26 protein-coding genes and 2 other annotated features are annotated in these 26,946 nt (G+C 39.8%); all 26 genes read right to left on the reverse strand.

What is annotated here, in order from left to right:
- Positions 1-24: 24 nt before the first annotated feature.
- Positions 25-3,567 carry a DNA-directed RNA polymerase subunit beta gene (gene rpoB / locus AC1FXP_RS20210; protein ID WP_480063782.1) on the reverse strand — a complete coding sequence of 1,181 codons (3,543 nt, stop codon included), beginning with the start codon at positions 3,565-3,567 and terminating at the stop codon, positions 25-27.
- Between the two features lie 333 nt (positions 3,568-3,900).
- Positions 3,901-4,503 carry a class I SAM-dependent methyltransferase gene (locus AC1FXP_RS20215; RefSeq protein ID WP_480063784.1) on the reverse strand — a complete coding sequence of 201 codons (603 nt, stop codon included), beginning with the start codon at positions 4,501-4,503 and terminating at the stop codon, positions 3,901-3,903.
- Positions 4,504-4,655: 152 nt separating this feature from the next.
- Positions 4,656-5,018 (reverse strand): 50S ribosomal protein L7/L12, encoded by a 363-nt coding sequence (rplL, locus tag AC1FXP_RS20220; RefSeq protein WP_480063785.1) that lies wholly within the window; start codon positions 5,016-5,018, stop codon positions 4,656-4,658.
- A gap of 144 nt (positions 5,019-5,162) precedes the next feature.
- Complete coding sequence (gene rplJ / locus AC1FXP_RS20225) at positions 5,163-5,660, reverse strand: 50S ribosomal protein L10 (RefSeq protein WP_480063786.1); 498 nt, start codon at positions 5,658-5,660, stop codon at positions 5,163-5,165.
- A gap of 36 nt (positions 5,661-5,696) precedes the next feature.
- Positions 5,697-5,832 (reverse strand) — a sequence feature (ribosomal protein L10 leader region).
- Positions 5,833-5,889: 57 nt separating this feature from the next.
- Positions 5,890-6,585 carry a 50S ribosomal protein L1 gene (gene rplA / locus AC1FXP_RS20230; protein WP_480063787.1) on the reverse strand — a complete coding sequence of 232 codons (696 nt, stop codon included), beginning with the start codon at positions 6,583-6,585 and terminating at the stop codon, positions 5,890-5,892.
- A 120-nt stretch (positions 6,586-6,705) separates the two neighbouring features.
- Positions 6,706-7,131 (reverse strand): 50S ribosomal protein L11, encoded by a 426-nt coding sequence (gene rplK, locus AC1FXP_RS20235; protein ID WP_034631517.1) that lies wholly within the window; start codon positions 7,129-7,131, stop codon positions 6,706-6,708.
- A 172-nt stretch (positions 7,132-7,303) separates the two neighbouring features.
- Entirely contained in the window at positions 7,304-7,837 is a 534-nt protein-coding gene (gene nusG, locus AC1FXP_RS20240; protein ID WP_480063789.1) for a transcription termination/antitermination protein NusG, read from the reverse strand.
- 106 nt (positions 7,838-7,943) lie between these two features.
- Complete coding sequence (gene secE, locus AC1FXP_RS20245) at positions 7,944-8,138, reverse strand: preprotein translocase subunit SecE (protein WP_480063790.1); 195 nt, start codon at positions 8,136-8,138, stop codon at positions 7,944-7,946.
- 92 nt (positions 8,139-8,230) lie between these two features.
- On the reverse strand, positions 8,231-8,407 hold the full coding sequence (gene rpmG / locus AC1FXP_RS20250; RefSeq protein ID WP_480063809.1) for a 50S ribosomal protein L33: 177 nt from the start codon (positions 8,405-8,407) through the stop codon (positions 8,231-8,233).
- A gap of 114 nt (positions 8,408-8,521) precedes the next feature.
- Positions 8,522-9,175 (reverse strand): RNA polymerase sporulation sigma factor SigH, encoded by a 654-nt coding sequence (sigH, locus tag AC1FXP_RS20255; RefSeq protein WP_480063791.1) that lies wholly within the window; start codon positions 9,173-9,175, stop codon positions 8,522-8,524.
- 79 nt (positions 9,176-9,254) lie between these two features.
- Positions 9,255-9,764, reverse strand: a complete 510-nt coding sequence (locus tag AC1FXP_RS20260) for an NYN domain-containing protein (RefSeq protein WP_480063810.1) — start codon at positions 9,762-9,764, stop codon at positions 9,255-9,257.
- A 1-nt stretch (position 9,765) separates the two neighbouring features.
- Positions 9,766-10,515 carry a 23S rRNA (guanosine(2251)-2'-O)-methyltransferase RlmB gene (rlmB, locus tag AC1FXP_RS20265; protein WP_480063792.1) on the reverse strand — a complete coding sequence of 250 codons (750 nt, stop codon included), beginning with the start codon at positions 10,513-10,515 and terminating at the stop codon, positions 9,766-9,768.
- A gap of 15 nt (positions 10,516-10,530) precedes the next feature.
- Positions 10,531-10,947, reverse strand: coding sequence for a Mini-ribonuclease 3 (locus AC1FXP_RS20270; protein WP_480063793.1), 417 nt, complete (start codon positions 10,945-10,947; stop codon positions 10,531-10,533).
- Between the two features lies 1 nt (position 10,948).
- Complete coding sequence (cysS, locus tag AC1FXP_RS20275; protein ID WP_480063794.1) at positions 10,949-12,346, reverse strand: cysteine--tRNA ligase; 1,398 nt, start codon at positions 12,344-12,346, stop codon at positions 10,949-10,951.
- Between the two features lie 45 nt (positions 12,347-12,391).
- Positions 12,392-13,051, reverse strand: a complete 660-nt coding sequence (gene cysE, locus AC1FXP_RS20280; RefSeq protein WP_480063795.1) for a serine O-acetyltransferase — start codon at positions 13,049-13,051, stop codon at positions 12,392-12,394.
- A 78-nt stretch (positions 13,052-13,129) separates the two neighbouring features.
- Positions 13,130-13,357: a binding site (T-box leader), on the reverse strand.
- 1 nt (position 13,358) lies between these two features.
- Positions 13,359-14,819, reverse strand: coding sequence for a glutamate--tRNA ligase (gene gltX, locus AC1FXP_RS20285; protein WP_480063796.1), 1,461 nt, complete (start codon positions 14,817-14,819; stop codon positions 13,359-13,361).
- A 101-nt stretch (positions 14,820-14,920) separates the two neighbouring features.
- A complete protein-coding gene (gene ispF, locus AC1FXP_RS20290; protein WP_480063797.1) occupies positions 14,921-15,397 on the reverse strand; it encodes a 2-C-methyl-D-erythritol 2,4-cyclodiphosphate synthase in 477 nt (158 codons plus the stop codon).
- Positions 15,394-16,083, reverse strand: coding sequence for a 2-C-methyl-D-erythritol 4-phosphate cytidylyltransferase (gene ispD / locus AC1FXP_RS20295; RefSeq protein WP_480063798.1), 690 nt, complete (start codon positions 16,081-16,083; stop codon positions 15,394-15,396). The genes ispF and ispD overlap by 4 nt, the downstream gene beginning before the upstream one ends.
- Before the next feature lie 243 nt (positions 16,084-16,326).
- Positions 16,327-17,418 (reverse strand): PIN/TRAM domain-containing protein, encoded by a 1,092-nt coding sequence (locus AC1FXP_RS20300; protein ID WP_480063799.1) that lies wholly within the window; start codon positions 17,416-17,418, stop codon positions 16,327-16,329.
- 180 nt (positions 17,419-17,598) lie between these two features.
- Positions 17,599-18,675: a DNA integrity scanning diadenylate cyclase DisA gene (gene disA, locus AC1FXP_RS20305; RefSeq protein ID WP_480063800.1), complete on the reverse strand. Its 1,077-nt coding sequence runs from the start codon at positions 18,673-18,675 to the stop codon at positions 17,599-17,601.
- Between the two features lie 6 nt (positions 18,676-18,681).
- Complete coding sequence (gene radA / locus AC1FXP_RS20310; protein ID WP_480063801.1) at positions 18,682-20,055, reverse strand: DNA repair protein RadA; 1,374 nt, start codon at positions 20,053-20,055, stop codon at positions 18,682-18,684.
- Between the two features lie 265 nt (positions 20,056-20,320).
- Positions 20,321-22,771, reverse strand: coding sequence for an ATP-dependent protease ATP-binding subunit ClpC (clpC, locus tag AC1FXP_RS20315; protein WP_480063802.1), 2,451 nt, complete (start codon positions 22,769-22,771; stop codon positions 20,321-20,323).
- 18 nt (positions 22,772-22,789) lie between these two features.
- Positions 22,790-23,866: a protein-arginine kinase McsB gene (mcsB, locus tag AC1FXP_RS20320; protein WP_480063803.1), complete on the reverse strand. Its 1,077-nt coding sequence runs from the start codon at positions 23,864-23,866 to the stop codon at positions 22,790-22,792.
- A 4-nt stretch (positions 23,867-23,870) separates the two neighbouring features.
- Positions 23,871-24,392, reverse strand: a complete 522-nt coding sequence (mcsA, locus tag AC1FXP_RS20325; RefSeq protein WP_480063805.1) for a protein-arginine kinase activator protein McsA — start codon at positions 24,390-24,392, stop codon at positions 23,871-23,873.
- A 15-nt stretch (positions 24,393-24,407) separates the two neighbouring features.
- Positions 24,408-24,878 carry a CtsR family transcriptional regulator gene (locus AC1FXP_RS20330; protein ID WP_480063806.1) on the reverse strand — a complete coding sequence of 157 codons (471 nt, stop codon included), beginning with the start codon at positions 24,876-24,878 and terminating at the stop codon, positions 24,408-24,410.
- Positions 24,879-25,161: 283 nt separating this feature from the next.
- Entirely contained in the window at positions 25,162-25,947 is a 786-nt protein-coding gene (locus AC1FXP_RS20335) for a VLRF1 family aeRF1-type release factor (RefSeq protein WP_480063807.1), read from the reverse strand.
- Positions 25,948-26,946 lie beyond the last annotated feature (999 nt).

Genomic DNA, 26,946 nt, shown 5'->3' on the forward strand with positions numbered 1-26,946 from the left:
TCTTAACTAGCTCCCAAGCTTATATTACACATTCGATTCGCTTGACTCAAAATTCAAATTGAGTTTTTCACTCGTTTGATCGTCTTCATCATCAAGCTCTCTCATCTCAATTTCCTCTTCGTTGCTTGAAAGCATCTTAACATCCATACCTAACGATTGGAGCTCTTTAATAAGTACCTTGAATGATTCAGGTACACCTGGCTCTGGGACATTTTCCCCTTTAACAATCGCCTCATACGTCTTAACACGTCCAACAACATCATCGGATTTAACAGTTAAAATTTCTTGCAATGTATAAGCCGCTCCATAAGCTTCAAGAGCCCAAACTTCCATCTCTCCAAAACGCTGTCCACCAAACTGCGCTTTACCACCTAATGGCTGCTGTGTTACTAGAGAGTATGGTCCTGTAGAGCGCGCATGTAGCTTATCGTCAACCATGTGAGCAAGTTTGATCATGTACATGATCCCAACTGATACACGGTTATCAAACGGTTCACCCGTACGGCCATCATATAAGATAGTTTTTCCATCGCGTGCCATGCCCGCTTCTTCAATCGTGCCCCAAACATCTTCCTCGTTCGCACCATCAAATACCGGAGATGCAACATGAATACCTAGTTTACGTGCAGCCATACCTAAGTGTAGCTCTAGCACCTGACCGATATTCATACGAGATGGAACCCCTAGTGGGTTTAACATGATATCAATCGGCGTACCATCTGGTAAATAAGGCATATCCTCTTCCGGAAGAATACGAGAGATAACCCCTTTGTTTCCGTGACGACCGGCCATCTTATCTCCTTCGTGAATTTTACGTTTCTGAACGATATAAACACGAACAAGCTGATTTACACCCGGAGGGAGTTCATCTCCATCTTCACGGTTGAAGATTTTTACATCAAGGACAATCCCGTCTCCACCGTGCGGCGCACGTAGAGATGTATCACGGACTTCACGCGCTTTCTCACCGAATATAGCATGTAATAAACGTTCTTCAGCAGTTAATTCTGTTACCCCTTTAGGTGTAACTTTACCAACTAGAATATCTCCATCTTTTACTTCTGCACCAACACGAATAATTCCACGCTCATCTAAATTCTTAAGAGCATCTTCACCAACGTTCGGGATATCGCGTGTGATTTCTTCAGGTCCAAGCTTCGTATCACGAGCTTCTGATTCATATTCTTCAATGTGAACAGATGTATAAACGTCATCTTTTACGAGTCGCTCACTTAAGATGATTGCATCCTCGTAGTTATACCCATCCCATGTCATGAAACCGACCATAACATTACGTCCAAGAGCCATTTCTCCTAGCTCCATGGACGGTCCATCAGCTAAAATCTCACGTTTTTCAACTACGTTTCCTTCAGCTACAATTGGACGTTGGTTATAACTCGTTCCTTGGTTGGAACGGATAAATTTTTGAAGTTTATACTTATCTAAGTCACCTTTAGTTTCTTGGCCATCGACTTCTTCAAGTCTACGAACCCAAATTTCCTTCGCTGTAACACGCTCAACAATTCCTCTTGTCTTAGCAACAATGGCAGCACCTGAATCTCTTGCAGATACATGCTCCATACCAGTACCAACAATCGGCGACTCCGGAACTAGTAATGGCACTGCTTGACGTTGCATGTTCGCTCCCATAAGGGCACGGTTTGAGTCATCGTTTTCTAAGAACGGAATACAAGATGTCGCAGCAGAAACTACTTGTTTTGGTGATACATCCATATAATCTAAGCGTTCACGCGGTACAACTGTGTTTTCCCCGCGGAAACGAGCAATGATATTATCATCAATAAATGAGCCATCCTCAGCAAGGCGAGCGTTCGCTTGGGCAACAACATAGTTGTCCTCTTCGTCCGCAGTTAAGTAATCAATTTGTGTTGTTACTTTCCCTGTTTCAGGATCTACTCTACGGTAAGGTGTTTCCATAAATCCAAACTCATTTACTTTCGCAAAAGAAGAAAGTGAGTTAATTAACCCGATGTTCGGTCCCTCAGGAGTTTCAATCGGACACATACGGCCATAGTGAGAGTAGTGAACGTCACGGACTTCAAAGCCGGCACGCTCACGTGTCAAACCACCTGGTCCTAACGCTGATAGACGACGCTTGTGTGTTAATTCCGCTAATGGATTCGTCTGATCCATGAACTGCGATAATTGCGAGCTGCCAAAGAACTCTTTAATAGAGGCAATCACCGGACGAATATTGATTAACGCCTGCGGTGTAATCATATTCGGATCTTGGATAGACATACGCTCACGAACGACACGTTCCATACGAGATAAACCAATACGGAACTGATTTTGAAGAAGTTCGCCGACAGAACGAAGACGACGGTTTCCTAGATGGTCAATGTCATCCGTGTCACCTACGCCATGTAGTAGATTAAAGAAATAGTTAATTGACGCAATGATATCTGAAGGTGTAATGTGCTTCACATCACGCTCTACCATTCCATTTCCAATAACACGGATTGTCTTTTCTCCATCTTGATCATCTGGAGCGTAAATTTTTATTGATTGTAATGCAATATCGTCATCTTCAACAACACCGCCAGAAGCATGTACGTGACGGAACCCTACATTATTTTCAAGGTAAGGTAAAATACGATCAAGCGTACGACGATCTAGTAGAGTTCCTTCTTCAGCAATCACTTCTCCTGTTTCGGGGTCTACTAATGTTTCTGCTAGACGTTGATTAAACAAACGATTTTTAATATGAAGCTTCTTATTAATCTTATAACGTCCAACATTCGCTAAGTCATAACGTTTCGGATCAAAGAAACGTGAATCTAAAAGACTTTTCGCGTTTTCTACTGTTGGAGGCTCACCTGGACGTAGGCGCTCATAAATTTCTAGTAACGCTTTATCCGTTCCATCGGTGTTGTCTTTTTCTAACGAATTACGAAGGTACTCATCTTCGCCAAGTAAATCAATGATCTCTTGATCAGATCCAAAACCTAATGCACGCAAAAGAACCGTCACTGGTATTTTTCTTGTGCGGTCGATACGAACGTAAACGATATCTTTGGCATCTGTTTCAAGTTCCAACCATGCACCACGGTTAGGGATAACAGTAGCTGTAAAACCTTTCTTACCGTTTTTATCCGTTTTTTGACTGTAGTATACACTTGGCGAACGAACAAGCTGAGATACAATGACACGCTCTGCCCCATTGATAACAAATGTTCCTGTCTCAGTCATTAACGGGAAATCACCCATGAATACTTCTTGTTCCTTTACTTCTCCAGTTTCCTTATTAATTAAACGAACCTTCACACGTAACGGTGCTGCAAACGTCACATCACGCTCTTTCGATTCATCCACTAGATATTTTGGCTCTCCAAGACTATAGTCAATAAATTCTAGAACCAAGTTTCCTGTGAAGTCTTGAATAGGAGAAATATCTTGGAACATCTCTCTAAGGCCCTCATCAAGAAACCACTGATAGGATGCTGTTTGAATCTCAATTAAATTCGGCAGCTCCAATACTTCGTTAATCCTTGCATAGCTTCTTCGCTGGCGGTGGCGTCCATACTGAACTAGTTGACCTGTCAACTGATTCACCCCTCAAATCTCGCGTTATAGTATCTAAAAATGCAACCTATCCACTTAAAAGAACAAAGCCTAAAAGTAAAGCTAGATTAAACATTTTTATAGATTAAGCAGAACTCGCACACTAATTATGTACGGACGTTAAAAGAAAGTTCGATTTCTTTCTTATAACAAGAAATAGATAGATACCTATTTCATAAAATTCAACGATTATACCAGTATAACCACTATCATTCATCGTTATTCATATATTTCCTCTTGACTTTTTCGGAATATACGATCTAAAAATAGGTAGTTATACGCATTAAATAACAATATCACAAAAGACATGCTGGGTCAAACTTTTTTTGCTTTTAAAATAAAATAACCCTTTTTCTTTTCTACTACAGTTACATCTCCAAATTGAGAGTGTAGTTTTTCAATAGTTGAAGGGGCCCCTTGCTTCTTCTGAATTACAACCCAAAGCTCACCTTGATCCTTTAAATGTTCATAAGACTGCTCAAAAATCGTATGGACAACTTTTTTCCCAGCACGAATAGGCGGGTTCGTTAAAATAGCAGCAAAGTCTGTCTTAGAAACACCATCGAGACAATTGCTTTTGTAAATGTTCACATTACTAATAGAGTTCCGCTCGGCATTGCGTTCTGATAAATGTAATGCCCTTTCATTTACATCTACCATATGCACAAATCTATTTTTTTCACTCGCAGCCAGCGATAACCCAATCGGTCCATAACCGCAACCAACATCTAACAGATCCCCATCTAAGGCAGGAAACACAAAAGCATCAATTAATAGCTTACTCCCAAAATCAACCTCATTTTTCGAAAAAACCCCTCGATCTGAATAGAACTTAAACGTTTGACCTCTTAACGCAAATGTCCAATCTCGTTCCTCACTATCTACTGTTGGTTTTTCCGAATAGTAATGGTTAGACATATGATCGCTCCTTTTCTTAACATCGATATACAGTATAACCAAATAAAATCCGAAACAAAAAGGACTCGCAAAAAGCGAGCCCGTTTTATACGGAGGGCACTAAAAAAGGTGAAAACCGACCTTTTCTAGTGCCCTCCTTATGTGCAGATTTATTACTTAACTTCTACAGATGCGCCAGCTTCTTCAAGCTTAGCTTTGAATTCCTCAGCTTCTTCTTTAGAAACGCCTTCTTTAATTGGAGTAGGAGCGCCATCAACAAGTGCTTTTGCTTCTTTAAGACCAAGGCCTGTGATTTCACGAACAACTTTGATTACGTTGATTTTTGAACCACCAGCAGATTCAAGAACTACATCAAACTCAGTTTGCTCAGCAGCACCAGCGTCTCCACCAGCAGCAGCTACAGCTACAGGAGCAGCAGCAGTTACGCCAAACTCTTCTTCAATTGCTTTAACTAGGTCGTTAAGTTCTAAAACTGTCATTTCTTTAATCGCTTCAATGATTTGATCTTTACTCATTTTGTAAATCCTCCCTGTTATCGTTTTGATAATTTATTTGGTTAACGCATTTTGTTTCGTACATACTCTTTGTATGTTCGCATACAAATTTGATGTAAGTATTCACAGCCTATCTACTCAGCGATAGCTTAGGCAGGAAAAATATTAAGCGCCTTGTTCTTCTTTTTGCTCTGCAACAGCCTTTGTAACCAAAGCAAACTGACGAACTGGAGCTTGAAGTACGTTTGCAAGCATTGAAAGTAGTCCTTCGCGTGACGGAAGTTCTGCAAGAGCTTTTACTTCTGCTACTGAAGCTACTTGTCCTTCAATGACACCAGCTTTAATTTCAAGAGCTTCGTTCTTTTTAGCGAATTCGTTAATGACCTTTGCAGGAGCAATAACATCATCTGTACTAAACGCGATTGCTGTAGGACCAACTAATTGCTCATCAAGAGCAGTTAATTCAGCCTCAGCAGTTGCACGACGAGCTAATGTGTTTTTATACACCTTGAACTCAACACCAGCTTCACGAAGTTGCTTACGAAGTTCTGTCACTTCAGAAACGGTTAATCCACGGTAGTCAACAACTACTGTTGATTTACTCTCGCGTAGTTTCGCTGCAATATCTGCTACAACTTGCTTTTTTTGTTCTAATACGCTCATCCTTACACCTCCTATGGTTTTTCACCATACCGCTTAAGAAGCATATATAAAGCCCTCATGTAGACATGAGGGCATACAAACACAGTAAAAAGTTCCTGTATCTATTGCTTACCTCGGTAGGAAATTAAGCGCTAAGCACCCCTACGGTCTACGGTATGACATTCAATTTTATGCGCCTTGCGTAAGACACTCTTAAGAGTATACACACACAAAGTAAATAAGTCAATCATTATCTTGCAAAAACAGATGCGTTCACACGAACTCCAGGTCCCATTGTAGATGCAATCGCTACGTTCTTCATGTACGTACCTTTTGCAGCAGCAGGTTTAACCTTTACAAGAGTTTCAATGATTGTCTTAAAGTTCTCAACTAGCTTTTCAGTTTCAAAAGAAACTTTCCCAATTGGTACGTGGATGTTACCAGCTTTATCAACGCGGTATTCAACTTTACCAGCTTTGATTTCAGCTACAGCTTTTGTTACATCAAATGTCACTGTACCAGTTTTAGGGTTTGGCATTAAGCCTTTTGGTCCAAGGACACGGCCTAATTTACCAACTTGAGCCATCATGTCTGGTGTAGCAACGATAACATCAAAGTCGAACCAACCTTGGTTGATCTTGTTGATGAAATCCTCATCACCTACGAAATCTGCTCCAGCAGCTTCTGCCTCTTTTGCTTTTTCACCTTTAGCGAAAACTAGAACGCGTAGTGTTTTACCAGTTCCGTTTGGAAGCACAACAGCACCACGGATTTGTTGGTCTGCTTTCTTAGGGTCAACACCAAGACGTACAGCTACTTCAACTGTTTCATCGAACTTTGCTGTAGCAGTTTTCTTTACTAATTCAATTGCTTCTTCTACTTGATACGCTGTTTCACGATCAACAAGTTTAAGAGCGTCTGTATATTTTTTACTTTTCTTAGCCATGCTATATTTCCTCCTCGAATGTGGTTTTAGCGGTAATACCTCCCACTATTAAAGGTTGCGAACCTAGTAACTAGGCAAAGAGGGTCATACCTCATCGCAACCTCCGAAAAAACTTACCAATTAGTCTTCGATCGTAATACCCATGCTGCGAGCTGTACCTTCAACCATACGCATAGCCGCTTCAACATCAGCTGCGTTAAGATCTGGCATTTTTGTCTCAGCAATCTCGCGTACTTTATCACGCTTTACTGTAGCAACCTTCTTAATATGAGGCTCTCCAGAACCTGACTCAATCCCAGCAGCTTTCTTTAAAAGAACAGCAGCAGGTGGAGTTTTCGTGATGAATGTAAACGAACGATCTTCAAATACTGTAATTTCAACCGGGATAATAAGACCCGCTTGATCAGAAGTACGAGCGTTGAATTCTTTACAGAATCCCATGATATTTACACCTGCTTGACCTAATGCAGGACCAACTGGTGGCGCTGGATTAGCTTTCCCAGCAGGAATTTGTAACTTAACCATTTTAATTACCTTTTTAGCCACGTGACACACCTCCTTAAAGTCCGTGATGTGGTTATCCGGGTGTATATATTTGCACCCTCCCACTCAAAAAACGGATGCAATGCATCTGCACCCGATGGCTCATTTACTGAAACCATTGTCAACCATGAAGATTCTATCACTTTCAACAAAAGATAGCAAGTTTTTTTAAAAATTAAATCTTTTCCACTTGATTAAAGTCCAGTTCCACAGGGGTTTCACGACCAAACATGTTTACATGAACCTTCACCTTTTGCTTGTCCACTTGAATCTCTTCAATTGAACCAACGAAGTTAGCGAACGGACCCTCTTTTACTTTAACTGACTCTTTCAATTCAAAATCAACTTCCGCCTTCGGTTGTTCCACTCCCATTTGTTTCAATAGAGAGTCTACTTCTTCTTGTAAAAGCGGAGTTGGTTTAGAACCCGCTCCAGAAGATCCAACAAACCCTGTTACTCCCGGCGTGTTTCTCACAACATACCATGAGTCATCTGTCATGATCATTTCGACAATGACATACCCTGGAAATACTTTCTTTGTTACCGTTTTACTTTTTCCGTTTTTCACTTCTGTTTCTTCTTCAACAGGCACAAGCACACGAAAAATCTTGTCCGTCATATCCATAGATTCAACGCGTTTTTCAAGATTTGTCTTTACTTTGTTTTCGTACCCTGAATACGTATGAAGCACATACCAATTTTTTTCCATATTAAATAGGACGGTTTTGTCCTTCCCTCCTCTTCATTAGCGAGGCTGTCCAAGCATGTCTCACTTTAAACGGCCTTTGAAGCTGTTCCAAGATTATACTTTTAAATTACCCGAGTAGGATTCGAACAAGCTCAGAAATCCCGTAATCGACCACAAAGAAGAAAACAGAAATAAAAGCTACCGTTCCTAAAACTACCCAAGTATAACGTGTTAATTCCTTACGAGAAGGCCATGATACGCGTTTCATCTCTTGCACAACATCTCGGAAAAATTTCCCGACACCTCTTTCTCCACCAGCCACCAAAGACACCTCCAGCATCAATCAATATAGACAAATATACGTTCATCTATTCGAAATATTTACATGTGTATAGTCAATTCAAGGATTTCTAATTACTTTGTTTCACGATGAAGGATGTGTTCTTGGCAATTTTTACAAAACTTCTTCATCTCAATGCGATCGCTATGCGACTGTTTATTCTTTTCTGACACATAATTTCTAGAATGACAAATCTCACAGGCTAGTACAACTTTTGTTCGCACAACGCACCTCCAACGCTCAAAGTACATACTATCTAAATCTATCACACGGAAATTCCTGTGTCAATTATTAGAACAATCTGTAAGCTTGTGCGTTACAAAGAGGGTGCCGAATAGATTCCTTCGCCACCCTCTAACTACTTATTAAATTGAAACACCTTTGAGTTCAACATATCGCTCTAGTTTCCGTTTCACGCGCTGCAATGCATTATCGATTGATTTTACGTGTCTATTTAAGTCAGCCGAGATCTCTTGATAGGATCTACCATCTAAGTATAGCATAAGTACTTGTCTTTCTAAATCACTTAGAAGTTCTCCCATTTTTAACTCAATGTCTTCAAATTCCTCTTGGTTAATGAGCAACTCTTCCGGATCGGTTACTCTCGTACCACATATCACGTCTAACAAAGTACGATCTGATTCTTCATCGTATAACGGCTTGTCCAGTGAAACATAGGAGTTTAAGGGAATGTGCTTTTGCCTTGTTGCTGTCTTAATTGCTGTAATGATTTGTCTTGTAATACAAAGTTCAGCAAAGGCCTTAAAGGAAGAGAGCTTGTCCCCATTAAAGTCACGGACTGCTTTGTAAAGACCGATCATTCCTTCTTGGACAATATCCTCATGATCAGCACCAATCAAAAAATAAGATCTTGCCTTTGCACGAACAAAATTCTTATATTTATTGATTAGAAATTCCAGTGCACCACTATCTCCATTTCTTACAAAAATAACTAATTCATCATCTTCCACAGTGTCATAAATTGGTTTTAGTTTAGTTTCTTGAAGGTCCATGCTCACGACAATCCCTCCGACCTTGGCTGTTGTCTAAATTATAGACCCATTATATAGCACAGTTTTCCAGCCGGTCAACCACGTATCAGCGCTGTCGACGCCATTTTTCAAAAATTTCTGCAACTTCTTTACTAAGCGGGATTTTTGTCGAATTTTTCTTCTTTTGCGTATTTTGGACTTCTTTGTCGATTCCTCTTTCTGTCGTTTCAATTTCCATTAATAATTCCCTGGCAGACTTACGCAAAGCTCCACTCCCAAAGATCATCGATTGCTCTGCCATATCAGAGGTAGCAACATGAATCGTTGTATCGATTTGCTTCAATTCAAGAACCAACTTTTCGATTCGTTCGTCGGCTGTCTCATTTTTGCGGGTATATAATACATCAATCCGGTGGTTCTTATAGCTTTTTCCTATCCCCTGAACCATGTGTGCATCAAAGATCACCTTCACCTGATAACCTGTATACGCTTGATACTCAGCCATCATTTCTACAAGACGATCTCGTGCTAAACCAAGGTCTTTGTCTTTTAACTCGCGAAGCTCAGGCCAGGCCCCAATCATGTTATAGCCATCGACGAGCAAAATATCCTTCATCTTACTCACTGCCTACTTCATGACGTCTCCGGTACACTTCATACATGAGCAAACTAGCAGCAACTGAAGCATTTAACGATGTAACATGGCCAACCATAGGAATCCGAATTAGAAAATCGCATTTCTCTTTAACTAAACGGCTAATTCCCTTCCCTTCACTTCCAATGACAAGACCAATAGGCATATCAAATGACGCTTGACGATAATCAGCTGTTCCTTTTGCATCTGTCCCAGCAAACCAGAGACCGCGTTTCTTTAAGTCATCCATTGTTCTTGCTAAGTTCGTCACACGTACGACTGGGACATATTCAATTGCCCCCGTTGAAGATTTCGCTACCGTTTGCGTTAGCCCTACCGCTCGGCGTTTTGGAATAATAACTCCATGAGCACCAACAGCATCTGCTGTACGTAAAATTGATCCTAGATTATGCGGATCCTCCACTTCATCTAACAGTAAGAAAAATGGCTCCTCCCCACGCTTTTCTGCTACTTGAAACAAATCCTCCATCTCTGCATACTCATAGGCAGCAATTGACGCCACCACTCCTTGATGGTTATCTGTGTCCACAAGTTGAGCTAATTTCTTTTTTGGAGCATGTTGAATCAATACGCCATTTTCTTTAGCAAGCTGAACTACCTTGGTCATTTGTCCTTTCTGGGAACCTTCTGCAATCCAAATTTTATTGATTGAATGTCCTGCTTTTAAAGCTTCAATAATCGGGTTCTTACCTACAATAAATTCATGACTCATCTTATTTCCTCCTTTCTATAACCGTGATCTTGCTTCAACAACTTCAACAGCTTTTTTAATGATTTCATCGAGACGATCGTGTTCGCCTTGAAAATAATGATAGCCTAACATCGCTTCAAACCCAGTTGAATAACGATATGTGTTTAAATCTGTGTTTTTAGGTACCGAACCTGATTTGGCATTGCGTCCACGTTTAAACACAGCTACCTCATCTTCAGATAAAAACCCTTCTTCTAATAGCCTGCCCATAATATACGCCTGCGACTTAGCTGATACGTATTTCGTCGCTTCAACATGAAGCCGGTGCGGTCTAACGTTTCCTTGTGCAATTAAATAGTAGCGTACATACATATCGAGCACCGAATCTCCCATGTAAGCGAGTGCGAGCGCATTGAGCTGTTTCAAGTCTGTCTTTGCTTCAATGATCTTCATACTAGCCTCGTTTCCAGCGAACACCTTGAGCTGTATCCTCTAGCACAATCCCTTGTTCTTTTAACTCATCACGAATTTGATCAGCAAGGGCAAAGTCCTTTTGTTTACGTGCTTCATTACGCTTTTCTATTAACTCTTCAATATCAGCATCCAGTAACTCTTTTTGTGAGTGTAGTATAAGACCTAATACATCAGCGAACTCCCTAAATTGCTGTAAAAATGCTTCTAATATTTCTTTTGACGTTTTTTCCTCACGAAGGTAACGATTGGCTTCCTTTGCCAAATCAAAGAGAACAGAGATTCCATTAGCACTATTAAAGTCATCATCCATCTCTTTAATAAACCGATCCTTTAAAGCATGGATTCGCTCTAGCCAATCTCCCTTTTCACCAAACCCAGCTGATTCTTCTAACCTATGTTCTAAACTAGACACAGCTGTCCTCAATCGTTCAAGTCCACTTTTTGCCCCCTCTAATAACTCATCACTAAAGTTAATAGGGCTGCGATAATGAGCCGTCAACATGAAGAAACGGACGACATCTGCTGAATGTTGTCGAATTATATCTTTTGCCAAAACAAAATTTCCGAGTGATTTCGACATTTTTTCATTATCTATGTTAATAAAACCGTTATGAAGCCAATAATTCGCCATTGTTTTTTCTGTTAATGCTTCCGATTGAGCAATTTCATTTTCATGATGAGGGAAAGATAAATCTTGCCCACCTGCGTGAATATCTATTGTGTCACCTAAATATTTTTTGACCATAGCAGAACATTCGATGTGCCACCCTGGCCTTCCCTCACCCCAAGGACTCTTCCATGAGACTTCACCCTCTTTTGCCGCCTTCCAAAGCACAAAGTCTAGAGCATCTTCTTTTCTTTCATCAACTTCAATACGAGCTCCAGATCGTAAGTCATCAATCGATTGAGAGGATAATTTACCATAGTCCTTAAATTTTCTCGTTCTAAAGTACACATCGCCACTTGATTCATATGCATATCCCTTTTGAACTAACGCGTCAATGAATGAAATAATTTCTGGAATTGTTTCTGTAACACGAGGGTGAATGTCAGCCTCTTTCACACCAAGTGCACATGTATCTTGGTGATATGCTTCAATAAAGCGGTTTGCGACTTGAAATACATCTTCACCTAGCTCACTTGCTGCACGAATAATTTTATCGTCAACATCTGTAAAATTCGAAATAAACGTGACATCATAACCACGGTATTCCAAATATTTTCTAACCATATCATACACAATTGGCGGTCTCGCATTTCCAATATGAATGTAGTTATATACGGTCGGTCCACACACATACATCTTTACTTTCCCTTCTTCAATGGGAATAAACGGTTCTTTCTTTTTTGTTAAGCTGTTATAAACATGAATAGACATTGGATCTACTCCCTCTTTCTTATTTCTATTACAGTATGCAAATAGCTAATCTCTTGTTGATGACTTTAACAATTGCTCTCGTTCTTCTTTTAACGCTTTTATTTCATCTTCTAATTCTTTTAATTTATCAGCAATCGGATCGGGTAAAAGATGGTGATTCAGTCCATGTTCAACCTTCACTCCGTCTTGAATGACAATTTTACCTGGAATACCAACAACTGTAGAATTAGCTGGAACTTCTTTTAACACGACGGAACCAGCACCTATACGCGCATTTTCTCCAATTGTAAACGAACCTAGTATTTTTGCCCCTGATGCAATCAAGACACCATCCTCTACTGTTGGATGCCGCTTCCCTTTTTCTTTTCCTGTCCCTCCGAGAGTGACCCCTTGATAGATCGTGACATTATTTCCAATTTCACATGTTTCTCCGATAACCACTCCCATTCCATGGTCAATAAACAAGCGTTGACCAATCACTGCACCAGGATGAATTTCAATACCCGTAAAAAAACGACTAATTTGTGAAATGGACTTAGCTAAGAAATACATTTTCCTTTTCCAAAGCCAGTGTGCCACGCGATGTGCCCATATTGCATGAACACCCGAGTACGTAAAGATCACTTCAAGTCGACTCCTCGCGGCAGGGTCTTGTTCAAATACAACGTCTACATCATTTAATAAAGTGCGAAATTTTTTCCCCATGTGTTCTCATCCCCCTTTTAGGGAACCTGCTGTGCTACGCTTATAGCAAATAAAAAGCGCCTCTGTGCATCTTAGATGCACAGAGGCGCTTTATGCGCGGTTCCACTCTGCTTAGAGAAGGCAATACCTACTCATCTTTACTAGCTTGTAACGAAGCAACTCGCTCTTTCCTACTTAGAATGGAATCGTTCAAAAAGAGACTCAAGGGTGCATGTTCAAAGCGAGATCCCTAAACCACTCTCAGCCATTGATGGTTCTCTCTGCAAGGAATGGCTCACTTCTACTTTTCCCTCTCAACACGGTAACATTATTTATTTAATAAACTCTTAATTCGTGCATTGACAACATCTTTTCCTATAAGCTCCATTGATTCAGGTAAGTCACGGCCATGAGTTTGCCCTGTCGTTGCTACACGAATCGGCATAAACAATTTCTTGCCTTTATGACCAGTAGCTTTTTGAGTTGCTTTCATAGCAGCCTTAATATTACTAGCCGTAAACTCTTCAATCGTTTCTAACTCTTTTATTAATTGAGCTAATACTTCAGGAACTTGCTCTTCACCTAAAACCGTTTGTGCTTCCTCATTATACCCAATTTCTGTTTTAAAGAAAAGTTCTGTTAACTCAACGATCTCAGCACCATATTGCATTTGCTCTTGATACAAAGCAATTAAACGCTTAGCCCAGTCTTTTTGTTCGTCTGGCATGTCTTCTGGCAGTTTTCCAGCTTTGACTAAATGTGGCAACGCAAGCTCAACGACCTGATCAAGTTCAGCATTTTTAATGTATTGATTATTCATCCAAGCTAGTTTGTCTGTATCAAAAACAGCAGGAGCTTTTGCCACTCGATCTAATGTAAATTGTTCTCCTAGCTCTTTTACAGAGAAAATCTCCTCTTCCCCAACAGGAGACCATCCTAATAAAGCAAGGAAATTAACGATTGCTTCTGGCATGTAGCCAAGTTCTTTATATTGCTCAACAAATTGAATAATCGACTCATCCCGTTTACTCATCTTTTGACGGTCTGGATTTAAGATTAATGATGCATGAGCAAACTTGGGTACATCCCATCCGAATGCTTCATAAAGCAATACTTGTCTTGGCGTATTTGATAAATGCTCTTCTCCACGAATGACATGAGAAATTTTCATTAGATGGTCATCGATCACAACGGCAAAGTTATACATTGGAATGCCATCCTTACGCGCAATAACAAAATCACCAATGCCGTCCGATTCAAACGTCACATCGCCCCGAACCGCATCTTGAATTTGAATAAGCTTTCCTTCTGGTACACGGAAACGCACAACCGGTTTAAGACCTTTTGCTTCATATTCTTTACGTTGCTCTTCGGTTAGGTCTCGATCACGACCACTATATTTAGGTAACTCCCCACGTGCTTTTTGCTCTTCACGCTCTGCCTCTAACTCTTCCTCCGTCATATAACAATAGTATGCTTTTCCTTCTTTAAGAAGGTGCTCGAGATACTCTTTGTACAGTCCTACACGTTCCATACAACTATACGGGCCATATTCTCCACCTACATCAATACTCTCATCCCAATCCATTCCAAGCCATTTTAAACTATGTAATAGTTTCTCTTTTGCTTGATCGACATTCCGAGCTTGATCGGTATCTTCAATACGTAAAATAAATTTCCCACCCTGACTTTTCGCAAACAAATAATTAAATAAGGCAGAACGAGCACCGCCAATATGTAAATGTCCAGTTGGACTAGGGGCAAAACGAACGCGAACGTCACTTCCCATAATAAACACCTTCCATTTCTATCATCCTATTATGCATATTAACATGCTTATGTTAATTACCTATATCACTATATCACTACTTTGGTCAACTTAAGCTTTTTTTATGACTGCTCGGCTAAAAGAATCGTTGCCTGTGAAGCAATCCCTTCGCCTCTCCCTGTAAACCCTAATTTTTCTGTAGTCGTTGCTTTTACGTTTACTTGGCTGACATCCGCTTCTAATAGTTCAGCAATTCTAGCTCGCATCGATTCGATGTGAGGAGCCATTTTCGGCTTTTGCGCTATAATTGTACAATCGATATTTCCTAATTTGTACCCTTTCCCCTTCACAAGTTCCCAAACATGTGTAAGGAGTTTAGCAGAGTCTGCGTCTTTGAACGCATTGTCTGTATCAGGAAAGTGCTTACCAATATCTCCTTCACCAATTGCCCCTAGTGCTGCATCTGCAACTGTATGTAACAGGACATCTGCATCAGAATGCCCAAGAAGGCCTAATTCGTAAGGAATCGTAATCCCTCCTAGTATAAGTGGTCTTCCTTCTACTAACTGATGAACATCAAACCCTTGCCCAATTCTCATGAATTTCTCATCTCTCTTTCCTTAAAAATAGCTTCTGCAAACAACAAATCGTCAGGGGTCGTTAACTTAATGTTTTGATAATCACCTTCAACAATTGCGACCTCATGCCCTAACCATTCAACTAGACTCGCATCATCGGTTCCGAGCATGTCAGCAGCTTGTGCCTTTTCATGTGCTTCTTTTACTAACTTTAATTGAAACGCTTGTGGTGTTTGAATTGTCCATAACTCCTCACGCTTCAATGTATTCACGACTCTTTGGGATATGACGCGTTTAATGGTCTCTTTAACTGGTACGGCTACTGTAACAGCACCCATCTCAGTAGCTTTTTGTACTAGAGAACGAATGACCTCCCTAGTAACAAAAGGCCTTGCCCCATCATGGATCAAAACAATCATATCCCCCTCAATAGCGTTAATCCCTTTTCTCACACTATGCTGACGTTCTTTTCCACCTTCTACTACTGTTACTTTAGATAGGGAGTTTTTCTTAGCTAACTCATTCATGATTTCAAGCTCTTCTCGATTGGCTACAAGGATCACCTGTTCACACCACGGATCTTCCTGAAACAAGCGGATGGTATGTACAATAAGCGGTTCTCCTCTTAATTCAAGGAATTGCTTGTTTTTGCCCGCTTTCATTCTTTTCCCTTGTCCAGCCGCAGGGATGACAACACGATACTCCATTTCATTCTCTCCTATCAAAAGCAATATATAATAATCATTTATTATAACTATCAAATGATCTTTACGACTCATATTGGCATTACTTTTTTTAAACCGTATTTATTTTAGCATGATCTCCCATTTAATTGCATATGTTTGTTTTAGTATAGCTTGTACACAATCGGCGAAAAAGAAAAACGCTATCCTCTATTAAGAGTATAGCGCTTATGAAATTCATTTTTTTCTGTTCTAGGTTAACACTCTTTAAAGTGCTTTCTCAAGCAATTTAGGCTTGGCAAAAATCATTCGGCCTGCACTCGTTTGCAGCACACTTGTAACGACTACATCAATTTGCTTTCCAATAAAGTCACGTCCACCCTCTACGACGATCATCGTGCCATCGTCAAGATAGGCAACACCTTGATGCTGTTCCTTTCCATCTTTAATAACTTGAACTTTGAGCTCCTCACCAGGTAAGACTACCGGCTTGACTGCATTTGCTAAATCATTAATATTTAGTACAGCAACTCCTTGCAACTCACACACTTTATTTAAATTAAAGTCATTTGTTACAACCATTCCTGAAGAAACTTTAGCTAATTTGACTAATTTGCTATCTACCTCGGAAGTTTCTTCAAAGTCACCTTCGTAGATTTCTACATTAATCGGTAATTCTTTCTGAATTTTATTTAAAATATCAAGCCCACGACGTCCTCGATTACGTTTTAATACGTCAGATGAATCGGCTATATGTTGTAATTCTTCTAACACAAATCCAGGAATAACAAGTGTTCCTTCTAAGAAACCGGTTTTGCAAATGTCTGCAATACGTCCATCAATAATAACACTTGTATCTAAGATTTTTAATTGCTTGCCTACCGTAACATCGACCTCTTCATCTTTTTTCTTGCCTAAATTTCTTGTTAATGTAAACAAATTAATAAGCTCATCCCGTTTTTTGAAGCCGATTTGGAATCCAAAATACCCAACGAAAATCGTCACAAAAATAGGTAATACCGTACTCACAATCGGAATGTTGATGGCGTTCAATGGAATACCAATTAAATAAGCAACAATTAGACCAACAATTAACCCCATCGTACCAAACAAAACATCTGTGACTGGAGCCCGTACAATCGCTTCCTCTAAAAGCTTCATAAGATTCACGATATAATCAGCCAGCCAAAACGTAGCAAAAAAGAAAATAATAGCACCGATAACTGCACTAGCATAAGAACTTGTAACCCAAATAGGGACTTCGCCAAAATTTAATATATGGATAAGTTCTGGAATGAAGATAAAACCCAAAGTGCCTCCAACTAGAACGAAGAAAAGCTGTACAATTCGCTTTAGCATCCATATTCACCTCCTTTTATTATTATAGACAAGATTGCCGTTTTGAAACCTATCAAACTGTATTTCACATAAATTCTCAAAATTCTTCCGTACTCCTTAAACGTATCAAACACCGAATTGATTGTCAATTTTGAAAACTTATAATTATACAGTGAAGACGTTATGTTTGTCAAGTCATGCTTAAATATGTCGATCTACAAACAATTGTTCTTGAATGCGATTTAACCCATCTTTAATCATCTTTGCCCTCGGTTCACCAATTCCTTCCACTTCGTCTAATTCATTAATACTTGCAAACATGACATTAGACAAGTTCTCATATTTTTCAATTAGATTTTCAATTATGATTGATGGCAGTCTCGGGATACGGTGTAAGATGCGATAGCCTCTTGGTGAAACAGCTTGCTCTTGAATGTTAATGCTTTTGCTATAACCAAGTGCCTTCACAATTTCTTGTTCATCAAATAACTCTTCCGTTTGGAACTTCGTTAGTTCTTTTAAAATTTCTCTTGGTTTTTGATTATCGTTTTTCATATAATCTTTTATTAAATGAATCGCTTCTTTTTCTGTATTTGCTACTAATTCATTTAACTGCATCGTAATTAGTCGACCTTCATTTCCGAGCTCGTTAATATAATTTAGTATCTCACTTTTTATTCTTAAAACCATCTGTACCCTGTGAATTACTTGTGTCACTTCCTGAAGGGTAACGAGTTGTTCAAATTCAAGTGCCCCTAAATTGGTAATGCCTTGATCTAGAACGACTTTATATTTTTCAAGCGTCTGAATTGCTTGATTGGCCTTCGTCAAAATCACCCCAATATCTTTTAAAGAATAGCGGTGATCTCCCTGATAGAGGGTTATCACGTTCCGCCTTTGTGAAATCGAAATCACTAAGTTGCCTGTTTGTTTAGCAACCCGTTCAGCTGTACGGTGTCGTATACCCGTTTCATTCGATGTGATGCCATTGTTTGGCACTAATTGCGTATTAGCATATAAAATCCGTTTTCCATCCTCACTTAAAATGATGGCCCCATCCATTTTTGCCAGTTCATACAAGTAGGCAGGGGAAAAGTCACAATTGATGAAAAATCCACCGTCTACAATGGGAATCATTGCATTGTCATAGCCAATGACAATCAAACCTCCCGTTTTTGCACGAAGAACATTATCAATTCCTGCTCGTAAATCAGTTCCAGGCGCCACTAACTTCAATACATTTTGGATAAAAGTTTGCCGCTTTTTCCCCTCATTCATTTTTTGTTAACCTCCTAAGCCGACCTCTAACGCTCTTTCTAATGTTGGTACACCAATGACTTCAATGTCCTTTGGATACGTCCAGCCCCCCAAATTCTTCTCTGGGATAATTGCCCGCTTAAATCCCAATTTGGCTGCCTCATTCACCCTTTGATCAATTCGTGAAACACGCCTAATTTCTCCCGTTAATCCTACCTCACCAATTGCAACATCTGTAGGACTCGTTATTTGATTACGGAAGCTTGAAGCAATACTAAGGGCAATAGCCAAATCAATTGCAGGTTCATCTAACCGAATTCCGCCAGCAACATTTAAATAAGCATCCTGATTTTGTAGTAAAAGCCCTACTCTCTTTTCAAGTACAGCCATCAACAGCGATACCCGGTTATGGTCAACTCCAGTAGCCATTCGTCTTGGGTTTCCAAAGCTCGTCGGTGATATAAGTGCTTGTAATTCTACAAGAACTGGCCTCGTCCCTTCCATAGAAGCAACAACAATTGATCCGGCTGCTCCTTGTGACCGTTCTTCTAAAAAAATCTCAGAAGGGTTAAGAACTTCTTCTAGTCCAGTTTCTTTCATTTCAAATATACCCATTTCATTCGTGGAACCAAACCGATTTTTCACGGCCCGTAAAATGCGAAACGTATGGTGGCGTTCTCCCTCAAAATATAGAACAGAATCAACCATATGTTCTAACAATTTCGGTCCTGCTATTGATCCTTGTTTTGTAACATGCCCTACAATAAAAATAGCAATTCCCCTTGTTTTGGCAATTCTCATAAAGGCAGCCGTACATTCTCTAACTTGCGCCACACTCCCTGGTGCAGATGTAATATCTTCTTGGTAGACTGTTTGAATGGAGTCAATAATAACTAGTGTTGGTTTCACTTCATCTATCGCACGTTCTATAAAGGAGATATCTGTCTCGGCCAAAACGTATAAATCAAAAGAAGAGACACCTAGCCGTTCCGAACGTAATTTCGTCTGTTTTACTGACTCTTCCCCAGAAATATATAAAACCTTGTGCTTCGTTTCTGCTAATTTAGAAGATAGTTGTAGCAAAAGCGTTGACTTTCCAATTCCAGGGTCTCCACCTACAAGCACAAGCGAACCTGGAACAATTCCCCCACCAAGCACCCGATCGAGTTCCATCATTGTTGTGCTGATTCTTGCTTCTGTTTCGCTTTTTACCGAAATGATCGATTGTGGTTTTGATCCAGTTGTTGCAGATGTAACATAGCTTCGACTCGCTTGTTTAGCACTTGGCTCAAATTCCTCAATCATCGTGTTCCAGCTTTGGCAACCTGGGCACTTGCCCATCCATTTTGCTGATTCATATCCACACTCTTGGCAGACGAACTTTGTTTTCTTCTTTGCCATGTTTCTTTCTCCCTTCTACCTATTACGTCTATTGTAACAGAGTAGAAGAAAAAAGTTTTCTTGTGCGTTTTTCATTAAAGTTACAAGGAATAACTCCTATATTCATTATCGCTCAAGGCGATAGAAAGTTTTCTTACATAAATTAATTTGTACCACCTTTGTTAAACACTCTTATAATTCTATTATATGATGAAAAGCCGAGGGATTATGACTCTCCCCCGGCTTTTTTCAATCAGAGCCTACGAATTATGCAACAAAATTAATTTTATACTTGTAAATTTTCACGAGTTTCAGTTGTTTGGACAAACAATTCATCATCCTTCACATCAATAATAGCTTTTTGGCCTTTTGAAATCGTCCCTTTTAACAACTCTTCAGATAGACGATCCTCTACTTGTTTTTGCAATGCGCGACGTAATGGACGCGCACCATATTCAGGATCATAGCCAAGGTCTGTAATCTTATCTTTTGCCACTTCAGTAAGCTCAAAGTCTATGCCTTGTTCCTGTAGACGAGTTTTCAATTGTGCAGCCATTAATGTAATAATTTCACGAATATGCTTCTTCTCAAGTGAGTGGAAGACAATAAGTTCATCAATACGGTTAAGGAATTCTGGACGGAAGCTACGCTTAAGTTCATCCATTACTTTCCCTTTCATATCTTTATATTCGTGACCATCACCTTCTGTCGCAAATCCTAAGAACTTGCTACGTTTTAATTCACTAGCTCCAACGTTTGATGTCATAATAATCGCCGTATTACGGAAATCAACTGTTCTTCCTTTTGAATCCGTTAAGCGACCATCTTCTAACACTTGAAGCAGGATATTGAACACTTCCGGGTGAGCTTTTTCAATTTCATCTAGTAAAATAACAGAGTATGGCTTACGACGAACTTTTTCAGTTAATTGACCACCATCATCATGTCCAACATACCCTGGAGGAGAACCTACTAGTCGGCTTGTCGTATGCTTTTCCATGTACTCAGACATATCAATACGAATAACAGAATCCTCATCGCCAAATAGCGTCTCAGCAACAGCTCTTGCTAGTTCTGTTTTACCAACCCCAGTTGGTCCTAAGAAAATGAAGGAACCAATTGGACGCTTAGGATCTTTTAGTCCTGCCCGAGCACGGCGCACAGCTTTAGAGATCGATTTAACCGCTTCTTCCTGGCCAATAACACGTTCATGTAGAATGGACTCCATCTTAAGTAAGCGATCCGTCTCTTCTTCTGCTAATTTCGATACAGGAATTCCAGTCCAGCTTGCTACAACTTGTGCAATGTCTTCAGCTGTTACTTCTGTATCTTCCTGGCCTTGCTTTTTCTTCCACTCATTCTTCATTTCTTCTAACTCTTCACGTAAACGTTGCTCAGAATCACGTAAAGAAGCAGCTTTTTCAAATTCTTGACTTTGAACAGCGGCATCTTTTTCTTTTCTCGTTTCGTCAAGACGTTGCTCAAGCTCTTTCAAGTTAGGTGGTGCTGTATATGACTTCAGACGAACCTTTGAGCCAGCTTCATCAATCAAATCAATTGCTTTGTCTGGAAGGAAACGATCTGAGATGTAGCGATCAGATAATTTAACCGCAGCTTCAATCGCATCATCTGTAATCGTTACACGATGATGTGCCTCGTAACGATCACGAAGCCCTTTTAAGATTTGCTCTGATTCATCAAGTGTTGGCTCATTTACTTGAATCGGTTGGAAACGACGCTCTAGTGCAGCATCTTTTTCAATATATTTACGGTACTCATCAAGTGTCGTTGCTCCAATACATTGAAGTTCTCCACGGGCAAGGGAAGGCTTTAATATATTTGAAGCATCAATTGCACCTTCTGCACCCCCTGCACCAATTAATGTGTGAAGCTCATCAATGAACAAGATGACATTTCCTGCTTGACGAATTTCATCCATTACCTTTTTCAAACGATCTTCGAATTCACCACGGTATTTTGTGCCAGCTACAACCGTTCCCATATCAAGTGTCATCACGCGCTTATTACGAAGTGTTTCTGGTACTTCATTAGCAATAATTGCTTGTGCTAACCCTTCAGCAATGGCTGTCTTACCTACACCTGGCTCCCCAATTAAGACAGGGTTATTCTTTGTACGACGACTTAATACCTGAATAACTCTTTCAATCTCTTTGCTACGCCCAATAACAGGGTCTAGCGACTCTTCTCTTGCTACCGCTGTTAAATCACGTGCTAAACTGTCAAGTGTCGGAGTGTTTGCATTTGTTGCCCCTGTACTCTGGCCAGAAGAGTTTCCAACTTCATTGCTTCCAAGTAATTGCAACACTTGTTGACGAGCTTTATTTAAACTCACCCCTAAGTTATTTAAAACACGAGCCGCAACACCTTCTCCTTCTCGAATAAGGCCAAGTAAAATATGCTCGGTCCCAACATAAGAGTGACCTAATTTACGTGCTTCATCCATCGAAAGCTCAATGACTTTCTTCGCTCTAGGAGTATAATGAATCGTCTTAGATCCTTCTTGCCCTTTTCCAATTAATGACTCTACTTCTTTTTGAATTTTTTCAGAGCCTAGTCCGAGAGCTTGAAGAGCCTTAGCTGCAATTCCTTCCCCTTCACGAATAAGACCAAGTAAAATATGCTCGGTACCAATATTGTTGTGTCCCAACCTAACTGCTTCTTCTTGTGCTAATGCTAATACCTTCTGCGCGCGCTCTGTAAAACGTCCAAACATCATTGACGTCCACCTCCATGATTATTCGTTCGTTTCTTCCTCTAATTTTAACCTTTCCCTAATCAGCGTAGCTCTTCTTTCATCCCGCTGTTCAGGGGATAACACTTCGCCAGCATATTGCTGAAGAAACCCTGGCTGAGTCAAAATCATTAATTCATTTAAGATGTTCCCTGATAGACCCTTAATCAAACCTAAATCAATACCCAGCCTAACGTTTGACAAACGTTGCGTCGCTTCTTTTGATTCTATCATTCGACTATGAGATAAAATACCAAATGAACGATGTACTCGGTCCTCAAGCTGTAATCTCGATTGATCCAAAAGACTTTCTCTAGCTGATCGTTCCTGATGAATTAGCTGCAAGACTACTCCACGTAGATCTTCAACAATATCTTCTTCTGATTTTCCAAGAGTGAGCTGGTTAGAGATTTGAAATAAGTTACCTAAAGCTTCGCTACCTTCCCCATAAATTCCTCTAACAACTAATCCTAATTGATTAATTGCAGGTAAAATTCGATTTAATTGCTGAGTCATAGCAAGTGCCGGCAAGTGCATCATGACAGACGCTCGTATACCTGTCCCAACATTTGTTGGGCAACTTGTTAAATAGCCTCTTTTCTCATCAAAGGCATACGTTAAACGTTGCTCAATCCAATCATCAATTTGATTGGCTTTCTCTAACCCATTCCCTAACTGAAAACCTGGAAGCAAACATTGAATCCGAATATGATCCTCCTCATTGACCATGACGCTTACAGCTTCATCTTTATCAAGTAGGACAGCTCCATGCTTTGACTGATCTGCTAAATTAGGACTGATTAAATGTTTTTCAACAAGTACTCGCTTTTCATTGGCTTTCATATCGTCAATTCGCAAAATCTCAAGCGAACCAATTTCACTGTACTCTTCCTGAGTTAATGCCTCTCCGATATGTTTTGCAGTCGCATAAGATTCTTCCATTGACGCAAGTATAGGAAATTTGTATTCTTCAAGGTTTCTAGCTAATCTTATTCGGCTACTAAGGACAATATCCGAATCTGGACCATCTTTTTTCATCCAAGGACTTAAAGCTTCTGAAATAAATTGTTGGAGTGACATCAAATCAGCCCTCCTTGTGCTCATTCTTTTGTTTTTCTAACAACCGAATTTCATCTCTCAACTCAGCAGCCTTTTCAAACTCTTCTTGGTCAATTAAGCCTTTCAACTCGGTTTTTAATGATTCAATCTGACGTTGTAATTGAATCCCTCCACCAATTCTTTCTGGAAGCTTCCCAGCATGGGTATGATTGCCGCTGTGCACCCGTTTTAAGATCGGATCCAATTTAGATTCAAAGCTCTTATAACAATTTGCGCAGCCAAACCTTCCAACTTTAGTAAATTGTTCATACGTCATCCCGCACTTCTCACATGATGGCTTTATTTCCTGCGCCTCTGCTTTTACAGGTTGTTCAAAGTGTAACAAACCGGATAATAGCTGATGAATAGAGAAACTATTTCCACCTGGGAAGTATTCTCCTTTTTCCTTTGCGCATTGTTCACAAATGTGAAACTCAGTCTTTTCACCATTTATTATTTTGGCAAAGTGCAAACTCGCTTTCCTTTTATTACATTCCTGACAAAGCATGAAATTTCCTCCCCCCTATGACAATTCTTTATATTTTAATGTTTCAAGCATCGCAATTAAAATGTTTGCTCGTACTTCATCCCGATGATTAATATTTGCATTATATAACGTTCGATCCATTACACTGATCATTAAATTTGCTTCTCTTTTCGTAATAGCCTTTTCATCATATAGCCGGATAATGATGTTCTCTGCTGTATGTTGATCAATATTTCTTCCAACGATTTTAATCATCTGGTCAAATAGATCAAGATGATCATGGGGACTAACTTTCATTATACGAATATACCCTCCGCCACCTCTTTTACTTTCCACTTGATATCCTTTTTCTAACGTAAACCTCGTCTGAATAACATAATTAATTTGTGAAGGGACACATTGAAACTTCTTAGCAATTTCACTTCGCTTAATTTCCAACGGATCATCCCCACTGTTTCTAATAGTAGCTTTTAAGTAGTCTTCAATGATGTCAGATATATTTCTCAAGCTTTGCCCTCCCTTCAACTTTTGACTTTGACTATCTTTGACTTTATAAATATTATATGCGCTCAATTCAAAAAGTGCAATATGTATGACTTAGTAATAGTATAACCAGGTAGACTTAGTTGATAACCTTTTATTATTAGATAAAACCGCAATAATCCACTCATTATTTTGGTGATTTTTGGAAATAAATATCTCTAATTAAATTAATAAAGACACTGAAGAAGGTCAGATTTCCCTTCCTCAGTGTCTTCTTCTAAGTGTAAAAATTTAACTATTAGTTAATCTATGATGCAAGAACTTGTCCAACGATCTCTTTCGAAGAAAATTTCTTATAATTTTTATCTATTTTCCTTACAGCTGGAAAAAGTAATTGCTTCTCAAATTCCGTTGTCAATCCTGGCTCTCCGACTAAATAAATCGTAGACCACTGGTTTCTTTCTGCTTCTTTCTGAATCCTATTTGCTAGTTCTTTAAATGCGCGCTGTTGATTTGCTTCAAACCGTTGTTCATATTTATCTCGATGGTTTGCATGCTTTGCCATCCGTTCACTTGCCGCTAGTCCTTCGTATAGCTTCCAATCCTCCTTCTCTATTTCTAAATCATATAGTCTTTCGATGTTTACCTCCCCTAAGCTTGTCTCTATCATAAAAACATCCTCTTTTTGAATAAAGAGTATCCCTTCTGTCGGATATTCTTTGCTAAGTCGCTCAAGTTGTCCAATCTTTGGTTTCTTCTCCCAATAAAAGCGATTCTCTACAGGGACTTGAAGTTTTCTCAGAAAGAAATCTCCTTTTGGTGATGCAATTATAACAATGCTCTTAGGTAATTCTGTTTGTATTGCATAAATCGCTTCAGTTGCTTTTTTCTTAACTTGTTTATATGCCTTTATATTTGCTTTGTCATCTGCTTCAATATATTCTTCTATTTTTTTCAGTCCATTTTTCAATCGGATTTTCCATTCACCTCTTTGTTGATCATTGCTTGTTTGATCTGTGCTTAAGTAAATGGTTAAGTAGCCTTCATTACATGATTGATTTTTAAATTGTCGGAGTTCTTTTACAAGTGGCATGTTATCGTCCTCCTTTAATGTAAGTAGTAGAGAAAGTCTCTACCTTTAGAGGTCTATAACCTAGTTGAGGGTTGGTTAAACATTCTTGGGAGGATATTTTGTGAGCAAGTAGTGAGGATTTTGCTGTCCAAACTAGTCTATTTGCTGGCGAAACTCTTTTTTTTCTGTCGGAATGTTAATTTGTCGTTAACTTTTGGATGGTTATTTTCTGTGCTGATTCCCTACGCCCACTCCTTTTCTTCTACAAGGAAGGCACGATACTTTTCATAGAAGTACTCTGTGAAGTTTACGAAAAAAAGAAGCTCGTCTCACAGGGGGGACATGATGTTTTTCAAGATGTCTTTTCATGTTGTAGCCATCGGCTTATTCAATGAAGATGCTGTTCCTTCGGGCGCACTACTATTATGCAGCGTATGTCGTCTCTCCTATTTCCATGCGCAGCGTGTCCTGCCTGGCAACGTCCTGGCTCGCTATTTCTCTTCTACGGGGGCGATTAGGCATGATGTTTTTTCTTCGACGTTTCTCACGTTGTTTTACGAAGAGAAACAGCTCGTCTCACAGGGGGGGACATGATGTTTTTTCAGAGAAGTGATTCATGTAGCAACCATCGGCTCATTCAAAGAAGATGTTGCTCCTTCAGGCGCTCTACCATTATGCAGCGTATGTCCGTCTCTCCTATTTCTATGCGGTGCGTTCCCGCCTGGCAACGTCCTGGCTCACCCTTTCTCTTCTACGGGGATGATCATTCATGGAGTTATTCTTAGAAGTAATTCACGTTGTATTACGAAGAGAAAGGGTTCGGACTCACTTCTTTTCTTCTACAAGGAAGGCACGATGCTTTTCTTAGAAGCACTCTGTGAAGTTTACGAAAAAAAGAAACTCGTCTCACAGGGGGACATGGAGTATTTCGAGAAGCTTACTCATGTTGTAACCATCGGCCTATTCGAGGAAGATGTTGCTCCTTCGGACCAAAAGCTCTTCAGCGCCTTGAGCATTCTG

The sequence above is a fragment of the Halalkalibacter sp. HAAS-P013 genome, assembly GCF_056619925.1.

Coding starts and splice junctions, on each gene's coding strand:
- AC1FXP_RS20215 (WP_480063784.1), bottom strand. CDS start 4,503: ATGTCTAACCATTACTATTCGGAAAAACCAACAGTAGATAGTGAGGAA.
- rplL (WP_480063785.1), bottom strand. CDS start 5,018: ATGAGTAAAGATCAAATCATTGAAGCGATTAAAGAAATGACAGTTTTA.
- rplJ (WP_480063786.1), bottom strand. CDS start 5,660: ATGAGCGTATTAGAACAAAAAAAGCAAGTTGTAGCAGATATTGCAGCG.
- rplA (WP_480063787.1), bottom strand. CDS start 6,585: ATGGCTAAGAAAAGTAAAAAATATACAGACGCTCTTAAACTTGTTGAT.
- nusG (WP_480063789.1), bottom strand. CDS start 7,837: ATGGAAAAAAATTGGTATGTGCTTCATACGTATTCAGGGTACGAAAAC.
- rpmG (WP_480063809.1), bottom strand. CDS start 8,407: ATGTACTTTGAGCGTTGGAGGTGCGTTGTGCGAACAAAAGTTGTACTA.
- AC1FXP_RS20260 (WP_480063810.1), bottom strand. CDS start 9,764: ATGAAGGATATTTTGCTCGTCGATGGCTATAACATGATTGGGGCCTGG.
- rlmB (WP_480063792.1), bottom strand. CDS start 10,515: ATGAGTCATGAATTTATTGTAGGTAAGAACCCGATTATTGAAGCTTTA.
- AC1FXP_RS20270 (WP_480063793.1), bottom strand. CDS start 10,947: ATGAAGATCATTGAAGCAAAGACAGACTTGAAACAGCTCAATGCGCTC.
- cysS (WP_480063794.1), bottom strand. CDS start 12,346: ATGTCTATTCATGTTTATAACAGCTTAACAAAAAAGAAAGAACCGTTT.
- cysE (WP_480063795.1), bottom strand. CDS start 13,051: ATGGGGAAAAAATTTCGCACTTTATTAAATGATGTAGACGTTGTATTT.
- gltX (WP_480063796.1), bottom strand. CDS start 14,819: ATGGGAAGTGACGTTCGCGTTCGTTTTGCCCCTAGTCCAACTGGACAT.
- ispF (WP_480063797.1), bottom strand. CDS start 15,397: ATGAGAATTGGGCAAGGGTTTGATGTTCATCAGTTAGTAGAAGGAAGA.
- ispD (WP_480063798.1), bottom strand. CDS start 16,083: ATGGAGTATCGTGTTGTCATCCCTGCGGCTGGACAAGGGAAAAGAATG.
- AC1FXP_RS20300 (WP_480063799.1), bottom strand. CDS start 17,418: ATGCTAAAGCGAATTGTACAGCTTTTCTTCGTTCTAGTTGGAGGCACT.
- disA (WP_480063800.1), bottom strand. CDS start 18,675: ATGAATGAGGGGAAAAAGCGGCAAACTTTTATCCAAAATGTATTGAAG.
- radA (WP_480063801.1), bottom strand. CDS start 20,055: ATGGCAAAGAAGAAAACAAAGTTCGTCTGCCAAGAGTGTGGATATGAA.
- clpC (WP_480063802.1), bottom strand. CDS start 22,771: ATGATGTTTGGACGTTTTACAGAGCGCGCGCAGAAGGTATTAGCATTA.
- mcsB (WP_480063803.1), bottom strand. CDS start 23,866: ATGTCACTCCAACAATTTATTTCAGAAGCTTTAAGTCCTTGGATGAAA.
- mcsA (WP_480063805.1), bottom strand. CDS start 24,392: ATGCTTTGTCAGGAATGTAATAAAAGGAAAGCGAGTTTGCACTTTGCC.
- AC1FXP_RS20335 (WP_480063807.1), bottom strand. CDS start 25,947: ATGCCACTTGTAAAAGAACTCCGACAATTTAAAAATCAATCATGTAAT.